Here is a 14,239-nt window from a genome sequence, read left to right on the forward strand (position 1 = left end):
ACTTGAAATTAAAAAGAACATATCGTTTTGCGATTAAAACATCGCTGTTTATTACATTTTTTATAACGCTCTTATTGAGTGTTTTTTTATTTGCCTTTTACACCATTAATTGGGTGCTTATTTTGGCATTTGCTTCGGCCAGTTATGTGTTTTCGTTTATTGTGATTCAATTACGCGTTGAACGCTTTATCTATAGGCGCGTAAAAAAAATATACGACGACTTAACGCTTTTGGAATCGGCCAGTTTAACCAGAGGCTCTATCACTACCGATATGGGCACGCTTACCAAAGAGATAGATAAATTTGCACGCGATAAAAAACTGGAAATAGAAACGCTAAAAGTTCGAGAAAAATACCGCAAAGAGTTTTTGGGCAATATTTCGCACGAGTTAAAAACGCCCTTATTTACAGTTCAGGGTTATATTTTAACGCTTTTAGATGGCGCTATTGATGATAAAAACATACGAAAAAAATATTTGGAACGCGCCAATAAAGGTGTGGAACGACTCAGTTATATCGTGAAGGATTTAGACATGATTACCAAATTGGAAATTGGCGATTTAAGTCTGAATCTTGAAGTGTTCGATATTGTAGAATTGGTAAACAATGTGTTTGATATGTTTGAAATGCGAGCACACAAAAAAAACATCACCCTCATGTTCGATACCGATTATACAAAACCTGTATTAGTTAAAGCCGATAAGGAACGTATACAGCAAGTGTTGGCAAACCTTATTGTAAACTCCATAAAATACGGCAAAGAAAAAGGCACGACTGAGGTTAGTATAGAAAATTTAATAAAAAACAAGGCTATTGTGCGCATTACCGATAATGGCGAAGGCATCGAAAAAAAGCATGTTTCCCGTTTGTTCGAACGGTTTTTTAGAGTCGATAAAACCGGAAACCGAAAAGTTGGCGGTTCTGGCTTGGGCTTATCTATTGTAAAGCATATTATTGAAGCGCACAACGAAAAAATATATGTTGAAAGCGAATTTGGTGTTGGCAGCGAGTTTTCATTTACGCTCGAAAAGGCTAAATAAATCCTTAAAATCTGTGTTGTAATTTAAGGTTTTTAAGCCTTTAAAATTTTCAACACTCTTAAGCTTATCTATTTTAAAATCTTTTTGATTACAGCTTGGTACCAAGTTTAAATCGGTTAATCGTTTCGCTAAATATTCCTGTTCAAATTGCCCCGGCGTTGGTATAAAAAAAGCTTTTTTATCGAGCTTAGCCAAATCCATAATGGTGGTGTAACCCGATCTGGCAATCACCAAATCGCTTTCGTTTATGGTTTTTTCGAGCAATTCGGAAGTCATAAAATTGTAAATCGTCATATTTCCAATAACTTGAATGGTTTGCTCTTTTTCAACAACGCCTTTTACAAAAACAATGGTTTTATCAAAGTTTTTAAATGCTTGAAGAAGCTGCTTTTCAAGTAAACTGCGTTGAGGTTCAGGGCCAGAAAGCAGTAGCAAAACAGCGTTTGTAATGGGAACATTCCGTTTTTCAAATCGGCTCAACGGTCTCATATATTTAATTGGAAAATTAAACGCGTCTGCATGCCCTAACTTTCCGCTTAAATTAATAGCCTCTGCGGTATCGGGAACCCAACATACATCAAACTTTCGCATCAATTTCTGATGCATTTTAGTGCTCAACCAGGTTGTGTTTCCGCTTAAAACATTCAGTTGATGCGTTACAAAAACCGATGGTATTTTTTCGCAATAAGCACCCCATCGATTATCGGAAATAATCCCCGAAATTTGATGGCTATCTACAATTTGTGCAATGGTTTTTTTTTCGGCTTTAATCGTTTTGATAAGCTTTGGCGCATCCCTTAACAGCTTCAATTTAAAATGCTGCTTTTTTTTAGCATAAGTAATATGGTATGCTGGCAATTCTATGGGAATTAAATCTGGGAATTCCTTTTGTAAAAGCAATAACGCATTACCATCGCTCGCCAAAATAGGCTCAAAACCAGAAGCTATTAACGCCTTAATTATGGGTATGCATCTGGCGGCATGCCCAAGACCCCAATTTAACGGTGCAACCAATATTCGTTTTTTCATTTTTTATTTTGGCTTTGCTTAAATCCTTCGACTGCAATTCCGAACCCACATATTAGCCATATTAATTTTGATCAAGTTATTTTTGGTTGTTATAACAATTACAGATTCTTGTTCTCGTCCGTAACGATTGTGAGTGTTTTATTTCTCAACAATTACCCATTGTCCTTTAGTCCTAATCAAATACTCATTATCGTACATGGCTTCCGCTTGAATCCCTGGTAAATAATAGGTGCCTAAATAGGCTGCATTCAGCATCACGTTAAAGGTTTTCGTACTGTGTTTTCCTTTTTCGGGCAAATCGAAATAAAAGTTTACGCGGTCATCACGAATATCTGTAAATCGCGCTTGGCTTGTCGTGCTGCTGCCAAAAGCGGTAAATCTGGTATTCACAATTTCCCATCCCGAAGGAAAAATTTGCGTTAATGCCACATCGTTAACCTGTTCATTTTTCAAATTACTAACACGCACTGTGGCCACAAAATCCTGCCCTTGTTGCAGTTTGGAAACATCAATGTTGTTGCCTTTTAAATCTTTGTAGGCGTACGATACGCTTAAACCACGTTGTTCGGCAAGCTCGTGCCCAAGCGGTAATTTCCCTGAATTTAAAACACGCACATAAACCACATTGTCCTTTTGATTTGTAAAAGACAGGTTATTCGAACCATCGTTTGCTTGCAATTCGCGTTGTGCAATGGCACTTTTGGTATCGATATTTTCTATTTTACCGTTAATGGTGTAATTTATATTTAAGGCTTTTCCGCCATTGGCGTTTACCATTTTTGCCATCGCCAATAAACTATAGGCTGTGGTTTGCGTGCTCATCCAACGGTTGCTCGATAAGACCTTGGCGATGTACTCTGCTAATTCACGTTGTTTTGGATTTTTGGTAAGCACCATGGTTTCTAAGGCCATGGCCCGATTTCTGTCTCTCGAACCATAGGTATAATAATTATATTTAACGGGTTTAAACTCGATATTAGCGGATTGCGAAATATTATCGCTTGCTTCTTTTTGTCCCGCTAAAACATAGGCCGCCGCGAGTCGCCATTTGGCTTCGTTCGATATTTCGGTGAATTCGCGAAGTCTGTTCATACTTGCCAAATCCGGATTTCCTGCCAAAGCCAAGGTATATAATCGGTAAGCTTGCGCCAAATCCGAATTATAAGTTCGGTAAGTTGGTCGCCATTGGCTCGCCGCTTGTTTTTGATAAGCAATCCAGTTGCTTTTAAAGGTTAGCGGTAAAGCAAATCCTTTCTTTTCAGCCTCAATCATAAAATGACCCGCGTAACTGGTGCTCCAATCATTTACAATGTTTTCACCCATCCAATAACTCATGCCGCCATTTGGTTTTTGAAAATGTGCCAATCGTTTAATACCATTTTCAATATTGGTTTGAATCTCTTGCTTTTTCTGATGTGTTAAATCGAAAATATCGGTTAAAAATAACTGCGGAAACACACTCGATGTGGTTTGCTCTAAACACCCATGCGGATATTGAATGAGGAATTGCAACCTGCGTGAAAAATCCATTGGCGGTAAGGTTGAAAACTCTAAAGTAGCGGAGTTTGTCCCAACAACACCAAAGGTTGAAAACGCTAGAGTTTCAGTTGCGTTCGCAGCTAAAGCTTTATCAATGGGTTTTGATGTAATCGGGTTTGGGTTTACGACATCCAATTCTACTTTATAAGTTGATTTTTCGCCATTTCCCGTGGCAATAACTTCAACGGTATTGATGCCTTTTGCTTTGCTAACGTCGAGTTGAAAATAGGCCATTTGCTCGTCTGGTTTTGCGAAGCTTAAAGTTTTTGAATTCTCACCAACAACTGAAATGCCATCACTCAATTTCAAACTAATAGCAACGTTTTTTACTTTGGGTTCCATCGCAAAAACGGTAACAGGAAGCGTTACTTTTTCACCCGGGCTTAATTTCCGCGGAAGCGTTGCCAAAACCATTAAAGGCTTTTTAACCTCAACGGATTTATCTGTGCTTCCGTAAGCCTCGTTTTTATTATCGCCAGCAACAACCATGGCACGCACTGCGCCAATGTAATTTGGCAGTGTTAGGGTATGCGATTTTTTCTCGCCCGCATTCAAATGAAAAGGTCCTAAATAGGTAACCACGGGCTTAAACCGATTCGCTTTTTTGTTTTTTCCGCCAGCCGCATTGCCGTCGCCACCAATGGCAAATACTTGGTCGATACTACCTGAATACGCACCGATAACATCATCAAAAACATCCCAGGTTTTTACACCCAAGGCTTCACGTTTGTAAAATTCGTCCCAAGCATTTGGGGTTTTAAAGCGTGTTAAATCGAGCAAACCTTCTTCAACCATGGCAATGGTGTAAGTCATGGCTTTGTTGTTTTTTTCTGAAATATTTGCTTGAAATGTTTCTTTTGGGCGCAGCACATCGGGTATTTTTAGCTGCGGTTCCAATTTGGTGTTTGGATCTTCGACCATAATTGGAATTACACCAAATAAGCGAATGGGCAAATCGTTTGCCGAAATAGCATGCGGTTGCAAAAGTGAAATATTTACAAATACATTGGGGGCCATTTCTGGAGTTACGGGCACATTAACCGTAGTTTCGTCTTGCTGTGTTTTTACCCATTTGTAATCCAACACTTCGGTACCATTTTCAATGCTTACCAAAGCACGACCTTCGCTACCCGATTGAAAGGTGATTTTTGCCGTTTCCCCAACATTATATGTTTCTTTATCGGCGGAAAACACAAGCATTTTTGCTGCTTCTTTATCGCCGGAACTGGAATTGGTCCACCAGTTTTTGTAGAAATACGCCGTTCTTCCTGTGGCATGACCGCTTTTGGGGTCGATAATCCGTATCAGATAGCGCCCGCGATCGTTATCGGGAATGTTGATGTTTAAGGTGCTTTTTCCGTTGGCATCTGTATTTATTTTAGAGCTTAAATACGGTTTGTGATAACTGCTGGATACATAACTTGATAGGTTATCGTAAGAGGAATTCCACCACCAACGCCATTCAATTTTATAGACTTTTACTTCGAGGTTGTCGCGTTTTATGGGCTTGCCAAAAGCATCGACCACCACCACATCGAAGGTTTGGTTTTCATCTGTAAAAAACGAACCATAGGCGTTTCCTTCGGGTGAACGCAAACCGACAAACGACTTATAAGGCGCGTAGGGTTTTGTAAAGGCATCCATCGAGAAATCGCCTCCGTTTTCGAAAGCACGCACTAAAAATTGGGCGTTTAACATGCCCGGGGCATTTTTGCCAACATTTAATTTGCTGTTTATTTTTGCTAAACCATCGGCATCAACATTGCCTTCAAAAACATTGATTTCCTCGGTACTGAATTGACGCGTAGGGTCGTTGAAAACGTAATTTTTATAGTTTTTAAAACTGGTGTACGATGGTGTAAACTTCGCCTTAATTTCAGCTTTAAGATTTTTTCCGGGTGCACCGTGAAGCCATTTTACATCTAAAGTTCCTTTTAGTGGGGCATCATTGGTTAGAACTTCATTATCGAAATCTACCTTGATTTTTAATCGGTTTGGTTTAACGGTTTCAACCTTTAATCCTTTGTAAAATATGGCGCCACCAACCGAAACTTTGGCGTTGTAATTGCCTGTTTTATCCTCGGTTGAAGTGGGAACAGTGAATTTGTAAAAGTTATTGAGATTATCGTTGGTTACGTTTTTATAAACCAATTTCCCGTTGGGATTTGTAATTTCCATTTTAACCGGATGTCCTTTGGGAAGTTTGTTATCGGTATCATTTAGCATAAAGGTTAAATGCAAGCTGTCTCCCGGTCGCCAAACCCCGCGCTCACCATAAATGTAGCCTTTGAGTCCACGTTGCAAACGATTTCCGGAAACATCAAATTTGCTTAACGACAACGAATTGCCATCTTGTAGTTTTACGTAGGTGGTGTTTTGTCCTTTTGAAACGATGGCGAAATTTGCATGTTTTTCAGAGTCGATGGTAATTAAACCTTGTTCGTCGGTGTTTCTGCTGGCGATTTCCTGTTGCTGAAAATTGTATAACGTAATTTTCGCATTGGCCTCGAGGTTGGTATTTAAAATATTGGTCACCGCAAAATAATACGAGTTGTTCGAACCCCGTTTTGCAATGACTCCAAGGTTTGAAGCCAATAAATTTTGAGACACTATTTTGCGCTCATTGTAATAGGCATCGTGACATGGGTTGTTTTCCTCACGCCAATTATAGGAGTAGTTTTTGTAGCGGTACGCGAGATTGTCCCAATAGGCTTCCTCTTTTAAATCTTCTTCTTCAGGCGATATTTCGTTAAAATCAGCTTCATAGTAATCGTCTTCGTAATAATCGTCGTATTCATCATCTTCGGTATTTGTAATGTTAGCATTTGCCTCGCAGTCGTATAACGAATAGCTTTTGTTGAAACTCAATTCCACACGATAAATAGCGCCGGCATCGGCCTTAAAAAACTTTGATAAATCGATGCTGTACGCCTTCCATTTCCCTGTATTTTCGGCCGATGTTTGCAATTGAATGGTTTGTTTTGCAATACGGCGACCAACCTTTTTTATGTCGTATTTATTGTCGCTGTCTAAATTATTATCCTGTAGAAATTGAAGCACATTATCTTCAAAAATTTTAATTACCCTAACATCAACAGCACTTAAATTAACGGCTTCAAAATTGAATTTTAAGGCTTCGGAATTGGGTAAAATGGTGCCGTTGCTAATCAATCGAGCTTGCGGTTTTAAATCTTCAAAAGCAATAATTTCTGAAAAGGGGTTCTTTAATTTATACTCGTCGGTATTTTTGATACCTTGGAATACATCCACTTGAATATTGCCCACCAATTTGCTGTCCGGATACACTTTTAGCACATTGCCATCAACGATGTATTTCGGGTTTTTTATCTTTTGAATGCTAACTAAACCATCAAAATTTTGTTGTTTTTTAAGCGGATCGGAAAAGTTGATGGATAGATGTTGTTCTGGCGATTGAATCACATTGACGTCTACAATCGTAAAATTATTTATTCCCGGAATCGCAATCGTGTTTTTACCTTTGTTTGATGCGTTTATAGATTTTCCGTTCCATGTTATATCAATTTTGCTGTCTTCAATTTGGCGATTAATACTATCAATTTTAAACTCGAAAAACTTAGAATTTTCATTCGCTTCATTAAAAACAAGATTTAGTTTTTTACCGTTTTGAGAGGCTTCAACCAAGGTTTTTGCATCGTTAATCGATATAACATCGGCAGTTTTTATAACGCCCTCAAGGTATTGCCAATTTTTGCTGTACGATTGCAAATGGTTGGTGACCACATTAAAATTGGGCGTAATGGTTTTAAACTGAAACGTGTAATCCTTAAAACCATCGGGCATATTTTTATAAATATCCCTAAGTTTTACCATTACGGTATATTCTGTTGCGGGCTCTAAATGTTCGTCCGGTGTAAAAAGTAAAGTGTGTTTATTGGCAACCGTTAATTTGCCTTCAACATGCGGTTTTATGATCACAATTTTATCTGTGATTTCCGCACCCATTTCCCAACCCTCAACCTCGTTAGCTAAATTAATTTGAATGGGATTTGCAACCGAAGCAATGCCCGACGTGGTGTAACTTATGTAATCTCGAAATTTGAAAAGATTATCGGTTTCAACTACTTTCTTTTTACAGGATGCCGCTAACGCAAGAATCAATACGATAGCAAAAAGCTTTTTTAATGACATAGATTGATGGATTTTAAATGAACAAAATAACTAAAAAAGAAAGCGTAAGCAGTTTCATTTGTAGATCCTTAATGATATTATCTGTCAAATGTAACATCGAAATAGCTTTTGTAGGATAAAGATATTTTTCACATACGATGTTTCTCGTTAATAAAGTTACGTTCAATTTTTGGTGTTTAGGCTTTTTAAAAATGTTAAATAAGTCTTAAGGTTTTTAGGTTGATGTTTCGAAAAATAAACAAAACACACGATAAACGTCACGTATTTGGAAATTATCATTCGAATTTTTACCGCTTAGCAACCTTTAAACGAACAATTACCGTATATTGAAATACCCAAAATTGTATTTTAATGAAAACCTACTATTTAAGAAACTGGTTTGTTTTGCTGTGTTTTGCAGTATTAGCTTGCACGGTTTCATGCTCCAAAGATGATTCCGCAGAAGCTAATGAAAGGCTTGAAGCACTTACCATTGAAGAAAATATATTCCAATTAGTTAATTCGCATAGGGCGGATATTGGTAAAGAACCACTTGCTATAAATTACCTAGCCAGGGAATTAGCCGAAGAACACACCCGCTATATGATAACGCAAAGCGATATAAGCCATGACCATTTTGATGATAGGGCCAATAGATTGTTTGATGAGGAAAACGCTAAACGCGCAGGCGAAAATGTTGCAGCAAAACAAAGGTCTGCAAAAGATGTTATGGAAGCTTGGTTAAATAGCAGCGGGCATCGCGAAAATATTGAAGGCGATTTTACACATATTGGTATTAGTGCCGTTAAAAATGATGTTGGACAGTATTATTACACCCAGCTTTTTTTAAAACAGTAACGTTTTAAAAGTTTTACATTAATATTAATAACCTATTAAGATTGACTCCCCTCCAAGGAGGGAAAAAGCCATGTGGGGGGTTTACAAATTTTCATACCGAACTTAATCCTATGCTTGACAAGTTCCCCTCCTCGTAGGGGTTAGGGGTGGGTTTTTAACGCCTCAATTGTTTTTTCAATTTCAGTTAGCACCCAACCAAGATTGTTTTTAACATCTAAATCACTAAACCTAATCATTGTAATTCCAAGTGACTCTAAACGCTTTTGTCTCTCAGCATCATTTTCTTGATGACCTTCTTCAAAATGGATAGAACCGTCTACTTCAATTGCTAACATAAGATTTTTACAATAAAAATCAACTATAAAATTATCTATGGGAATTTGTCTGCTGAATCTTACCCCTGTCTTTCTTCGCTTTATTTCACGCCATAAGGTTATTTCTCCCAAAGTCATATTGTTGCGAAGGTTTTTCGCAAGTGGAACTAAATTTGGATTGTAGGGTATTATTTTTCTCATTTTATGACCCACCCCTTAATCCCCTCCAAGGAGGGGAAAAGCTTTATGGGAAGTTTTAGAGTTTTGTTTTTTTTAGTACAGTAATTTACAAATTTTCATAACGAACTTAATAATAATAATAATATGTTTGACAAGTTCCCCTCCTAGGAGGGGCTAGGGGTGGGTTTTTGTAGTTATAAAAGCCACTTGCTAAATCTATAAGGCTACAGATTATTCTTTATAAATCCCAATAGTTAACTCCCCTTTATCATTCATCGTCGCTCTGTACATGCCAGCCGTGTTAAATTCGGCAACCATATTTCCGTTTTTATCGATGGCAACAATACCGCCAGTGCCACCAAGTTTAGTTAGTTTATTTTGAATGACTTCTTTTGAAGCGGCTTTAAGCGACAAGCCTTTATAGGCCATAAGCGCAGAAATATCATAAGCCACCATGCCACGAATAAAATACTCGCCCCAACCCGTGCTCGATACGGCGCAGGTATTATTATTGGCATAAGTGCCAGCGCCAATTATGGGCGAATCGCCAATACGCCCCCAGCGTTTGTTAGTCATGCCACCCGTTGAAGTTCCGGCAGCTAAATTCCCCTTTTTATCGAGTGCCGCACAACCTACGGTTCCAAATTTTGAATTTTTAATATCGGCATCATAAAACGAAATTTTACCGTCGTGATCCAATTCTGTTTTTTCTTTGTCTTTTATATTTTGAAGGGATTTAAATCGGCTTTCGGTATAAAAATAATTTGGGTCAACAATTTGTAAACTTTGTTCTTCGGCAAAAGTGTCCGCCCCTTTTCCAGACAGCATCACATGAGGCGATTTATCCATAACCGCCCGTGCCAAATCAATGGGGTTTTTAACCGTTGTTGTTCCAGCGGAAGCACCAGCATTTAAGGTTTTTCCATCCATTATTGATGCGTCGTGTTCGTTCGTTCCTTCATTCGTGAAAACAGCCCCTTTCCCCGCGTTAAAAAGCGGCGAATCTTCCATAATATTTATGGTTTTGGTTACGGCATCCAAACTGCTTCCGCCATTTTTTAAAATATCATAACCCACGCGAATTGCCTCTTCTAATTTTGATTTATAAGCGGTTTCCATTTCGGCAGACATGTTCTTTTTTAAAATTGTGCCCGCACCACCGTGAATGATTATAGCGAATTCTTGTTTGGGAGTTTCAGTGGTTTTTTCCGTGTTATTTTCGGCGTTTTTGCAAGCACTAAGAATGAATAAAACAGACCATAAAAAGATGATTTTTTTCATAACGATATAGATGTATTGAGTGGTTTTAAAGATAGTATTTTAATATAAAATTGAGGAAAACAAACACTAGAAATTAGTATATTCGCAAATAATTTGAATAATAATATTAAAACAAAAATATATGGGAGCGGTGATAACTGATTTCGGAATTGAAGAAACGCTAAAAACATTGGGTGTACATGCAGTAAATGATGGCACATCTACAGGTTCAAATCATTTTTCCAACGGTGAAATAATAGAATCTTATTCGCCAGTTGATGGAAAATTAATTGGAAAAGTAAAAACGACATCGCGAGCAGATTACGACAAAGTCATGGATGCTGCAACCAAGGCTTTTAAAATTTGGAGAGACGTACCTGCACCTCAACGCGGAGAAATTGTGCGTCAATTTGGAAACAAATTACGGGATTTAAAAGAGCCTTTAGGAAAATTGGTGTCTTACGAAATGGGTAAATCTTTGCAAGAAGGTTACGGTGAGGTACAGGAAATGATAGACATCTGTGATTTTGCGGTTGGATTATCTCGACAGTTAAACGGCCAAACCATCCCATCGGAACGTCCAGGGCACGTTATGCGCGAGCAATGGCACCCCATAGGTGTGGTTGGTATTATTTCGGCATTTAATTTCCCCGTTGCTGTTTGGGCGTGGAACACCGCTTTAGCATGGATTTGTGGCGATGTTTGCGTTTGGAAAGCTTCAGAAAAAACGCCGTTATGCGCTGTGGCTTGTCAAAATATTATTGCAGAAATCTTAAAAGACAACAACTTGCCCGAAGGTATTTCGTGTATTATAAATGGCGATTACAAAGTGGGCGAGTTTATGACAACCGATAAAAAAATCGCGTTGGTTTCTGCAACGGGTTCAACTAGAATGGGACGCATTGTTGGAAAAACAGTTGCCGAACGTTTTGGTAAATCGTTATTGGAATTGGGAGGTAACAATGCCATTATCATCACACCAACGGCCGATTTAAAAGTGGTAGTTCCTGGTGCTGTATTTGGTGCTGTTGGGACTTGCGGACAGCGTTGTACATCAACGCGTCGTTTAATTATTCACGATTCGGTTTACAATAAAGTTAGAGACGCCATTGTTGGTGCTTACAAACAATTAACCATTGGAAATCCGTTAGACGAAAAAAATCATATTGGCCCTTTAATTGATAAAGATGCCGTTACTACCTATTTAGCTGCTATTGAAAAAGCAAAAGCTGAAGGCGGAAACGTGTTGGTTGAAGGAGGTGTTTTAAGTGGCGAAGGTTACGAAAGCGGATGCTATGTAAAACCCGCCATTATTGAAGCCGAAAACCATTTTGAAATTGTGCAGCACGAAACCTTTGCGCCCGTTTTATATTTAATGAAATATTCTGGGGATGTTGAAAATGCCATTGAAAAACAAAACGGTGTTGCTCAAGGTTTATCTTCATCCATTATGACAAACGAACTGAAAGAAGCAGAGAAATTCTTGTCGTATGCTGGTTCAGATTGTGGTATTGCCAATGTAAATATAGGGACTTCGGGTGCTGAAATCGGTGGTGCCTTTGGAGGCGAAAAGGAAACCGGTGGCGGACGCGAATCGGGTTCCGATGCTTGGAAAGTGTACATGAGACGCCAAACAAATACCATAAACTATTCTGATGAATTGCCTTTAGCGCAAGGAATTAAGTTTGATCTTTAAGCAATAAACAACTAATAAAGTAAAAGCTGCATCATTTAAATGCAGCTTTTTTTGTTTAAAAAAAAACCTTGTCTCAATTCCAGAAATTTTCTGACAGAAACAAGGTTTATATCTAATTAAAGATTAATAGCACCGCAAAAATGCTTATAAATAATCTGTTATACAAGAGCTGAAAGTTAAATTAACATTAATTTTATCAACAGATAATTAACTGTATTTCACCTTTCTTAAAATCCGTAACGACTCTTTATAAAGGCTGTATAATTCTTCACTATAGGCTCTAAGGTAGGGTTTTACTTCGTTTAGTTTATCAATAGCGTCATGGAAAAGATTGAGGTAACAAATTAAATACGTAACCGGTAAATTTTTTAAATCCTGTTCTTCATTTTTTGTAAACGGAAGTCCTTTTTTAAGCTTTTCCAAAATGGCATTATTGGCATTGTAAATATGATGCAATACTTTTTTGTCAAATTGTGGTGGCTCGAACAATAATTTGGTTTCAATATTATAATTGGCATTATCTTCAAAACTTATGATGGTTTCTTCCAACGGATAATATTTGTTGGTGTTTTGAAGCCCAAGGTTTACATATTCAATAATTTTAAAACTATTCGAATCAATAGAAATTGAAACCTCATCCAACACCGAAAAAAACAAACGCACTTGCTCGTTAATCAATTCAATATCAACCCGTGAAAAAAAAGCTTCGCCTTTTACTAGCTTTTTTTGGGCAGACCAACACACCACAAAATACTCTTTAAACACTTTATATTGCGCATTGTAGTCTTTTCGCGTGTTCATAAAATGAAAAACAGCATCGAGCGTGTGTTCAATATTGTTTTGCGCATGGTTCTCGATAGCCTCGACAATTTTAGAATTGATGTCTTTTATTTCAATATCAAAAACCTTAGGCATGCTCATGCTGCCATCTCTAAAAAACACCGAACCGCCATAATATTTCCAAATGTTTTTGCGCAAAGAGGTGATTTTTCCGGTAGGACGAATGGTTACCAAACCCACAACTTTATCGTCGGGCAAATGCGGAAACGGAATGTTTTCGTACTGAACAATGGGCGGATGACTTAAATAGGCATTAATAAGGTTTTGGATTTTGCTATCGTCAAAAAAATCGACTCCAACAATATTATTGTCCTCATCTTCAACACCAATTACAATGTACGAGTTGTTTTTTGGATTGCTGTTTGAGAGCGCACAAATGTGTTTTAAAAATTTCGCTTTTCCTTCTTTTTGGCTAATATCAATTTTACGTTTTTTATCGTAAAAACTGTTCTCATCGTTATGAGCCAAAAGGTGTTTTATAAGGAGACGTTTGTTAATCATAGCTATCATTCCCGCGAAAGCGGGAATCTCATTGTTTAAATTCTAAAGTTCTTTTTTTACCAGAGTTGAACTCGCCTGCGCCGTACAAAACACCAACAAATCGGCAATATTTACATGTGGCGGACGCGAAATGGTAAAATATATAATCTCAGCAACATCTTCGGCTTGCAAGGCTTTGTAGCCCTTGTACACGGTATCGGCAACGGCATCCCCTTTAAATCGTACCAGCGAAAATTCGGTTTCAACCAAACCCGGATTTATAGCGCCTACTTTTATTCCAAACGGATTCAAATCAATACGCATGCCTTCGGTAATGGCCAAAACCGCATGTTTGCTGGCACAATACACATTCCCTTTAGGATACACTTCTTTACCTGCCGATGAGCCAATATTGATAATATGTCCCGATTGTCTTTCGGTCATTTGCGGAATTACGGCTTTGCTCACATAAAGCAAACCTTTTACGTTAATGTCCATCATGGCATCCCAATCGTCTATACTCCCAGATTGAATAGGATCCAATCCGTGGGCATTTCCAGCGTTATTAATAAGAATATCAATGGTTTTAAATTCTTTTGGAAGCGATTCGATGGCCTTCAACGTTTCGGTTCTATCGCGAACATCAAAATTTAAAATATGCACATGGGTTAAACGTTCCAATGCTTTTTTTATGGTGTTTAAGCGTTCTAATCGTCTTCCGCAAAGCACTAAACGAATGCCGTGTTTTGCAAATTCGTAAGCCGTGGCCTCACCAATACCACTTGTTGCTCCGGTAATTAGGGCTGTTTTTGTCATTTTAAGTAAGATATTTTGCGTTTTTCATCTATAAAAAT

The 14,239-nt window shown here is 38.0% G+C and carries 9 protein-coding genes; 3 read left to right on the forward strand and 6 right to left on the reverse strand.

Translation table 11 applies throughout. The features are described 5' to 3' along the window. The first annotated feature begins 2 nt into the window (after positions 1-2). Positions 3-1,040 carry a sensor histidine kinase gene (locus RNZ47_RS02125; protein ID WP_311935647.1) on the forward strand — a complete coding sequence of 346 codons (1,038 nt, stop codon included), beginning with the start codon at positions 3-5 and terminating at the stop codon, positions 1,038-1,040. Here RNZ47_RS02125 and RNZ47_RS02130 read toward each other — a convergent pair. Further along, complete coding sequence (locus RNZ47_RS02130; protein WP_311935649.1) at positions 1,014-2,069, reverse strand: glycosyltransferase; 1,056 nt, start codon at positions 2,067-2,069, stop codon at positions 1,014-1,016. The two genes, RNZ47_RS02125 and RNZ47_RS02130, sit on opposite strands and share 27 nt — an antisense overlap. Before the next feature lie 138 nt (positions 2,070-2,207). Then, positions 2,208-7,778 (reverse strand): alpha-2-macroglobulin family protein, encoded by a 5,571-nt coding sequence (locus tag RNZ47_RS02135; protein ID WP_311935652.1) that lies wholly within the window; start codon positions 7,776-7,778, stop codon positions 2,208-2,210. A gap of 351 nt (positions 7,779-8,129) precedes the next feature. Here RNZ47_RS02135 and RNZ47_RS02140 point away from each other — a divergent pair, with 351 nt between their 5' ends. After that, positions 8,130-8,615, forward strand: coding sequence for a CAP domain-containing protein (locus RNZ47_RS02140; protein ID WP_311935656.1), 486 nt, complete (start codon positions 8,130-8,132; stop codon positions 8,613-8,615). Between the two features lie 140 nt (positions 8,616-8,755). Here the strand turns inward: RNZ47_RS02140 and RNZ47_RS02145 are convergent, their stop codons facing one another. Both RNZ47_RS02145 and RNZ47_RS02150 read right to left on the reverse strand, forming a co-directional pair. Then, positions 8,756-9,130, reverse strand: coding sequence for an endonuclease domain-containing protein (locus RNZ47_RS02145; RefSeq protein WP_311935659.1), 375 nt, complete (start codon positions 9,128-9,130; stop codon positions 8,756-8,758). A gap of 210 nt (positions 9,131-9,340) precedes the next feature. Further along, positions 9,341-10,390: an isoaspartyl peptidase/L-asparaginase family protein gene (locus RNZ47_RS02150; RefSeq protein WP_311935663.1), complete on the reverse strand. Its 1,050-nt coding sequence runs from the start codon at positions 10,388-10,390 to the stop codon at positions 9,341-9,343. Positions 10,391-10,511: 121 nt separating this feature from the next. On the opposite strand from RNZ47_RS02150, the gene amaB reads away from it, so the two are divergent. Continuing rightward, positions 10,512-12,065 (forward strand): L-piperidine-6-carboxylate dehydrogenase, encoded by a 1,554-nt coding sequence (gene amaB / locus RNZ47_RS02155; RefSeq protein ID WP_311935667.1) that lies wholly within the window; start codon positions 10,512-10,514, stop codon positions 12,063-12,065. A gap of 207 nt (positions 12,066-12,272) precedes the next feature. On the opposite strand, the gene RNZ47_RS02160 is transcribed toward amaB, so the two are convergent. Together RNZ47_RS02160 and RNZ47_RS02165 are read right to left on the reverse strand one after the other, a co-directional pair. After that, positions 12,273-13,406: an ATP-binding protein gene (locus RNZ47_RS02160; RefSeq protein WP_311935671.1), complete on the reverse strand. Its 1,134-nt coding sequence runs from the start codon at positions 13,404-13,406 to the stop codon at positions 12,273-12,275. Positions 13,407-13,448: 42 nt separating this feature from the next. Continuing rightward, a complete protein-coding gene (locus RNZ47_RS02165) occupies positions 13,449-14,201 on the reverse strand; it encodes an SDR family NAD(P)-dependent oxidoreductase (protein WP_311935674.1) in 753 nt (250 codons plus the stop codon). Positions 14,202-14,239: the final 38 nt, after the last annotated feature.

The organism is Hwangdonia seohaensis (genome assembly GCF_031932625.1).
Classification (GTDB): Bacteria; Bacteroidota; Bacteroidia; order Flavobacteriales; family Flavobacteriaceae; genus Hwangdonia; species Hwangdonia seohaensis.

Bases quoted from the DNA above. Each gene is read 5' to 3' on its own strand.
- RNZ47_RS02130 (WP_311935649.1), bottom strand. From the start codon at position 2,069: ATGAAAAAACGAATATTGGTTGCACCGTTAAATTGGGGTCTTGGGCAT.
- RNZ47_RS02135 (WP_311935652.1), bottom strand. From the start codon at position 7,778: ATGTCATTAAAAAAGCTTTTTGCTATCGTATTGATTCTTGCGTTAGCG.
- RNZ47_RS02140 (WP_311935656.1), top strand. From the start codon at position 8,130: ATGAAAACCTACTATTTAAGAAACTGGTTTGTTTTGCTGTGTTTTGCA.
- RNZ47_RS02145 (WP_311935659.1), bottom strand. From the start codon at position 9,130: ATGAGAAAAATAATACCCTACAATCCAAATTTAGTTCCACTTGCGAAA.
- RNZ47_RS02150 (WP_311935663.1), bottom strand. From the start codon at position 10,390: ATGAAAAAAATCATCTTTTTATGGTCTGTTTTATTCATTCTTAGTGCT.
- amaB (WP_311935667.1), top strand. From the start codon at position 10,512: ATGGGAGCGGTGATAACTGATTTCGGAATTGAAGAAACGCTAAAAACA.
- RNZ47_RS02160 (WP_311935671.1), bottom strand. From the start codon at position 13,406: ATGATTAACAAACGTCTCCTTATAAAACACCTTTTGGCTCATAACGAT.
- RNZ47_RS02165 (WP_311935674.1), bottom strand. From the start codon at position 14,201: ATGACAAAAACAGCCCTAATTACCGGAGCAACAAGTGGTATTGGTGAG.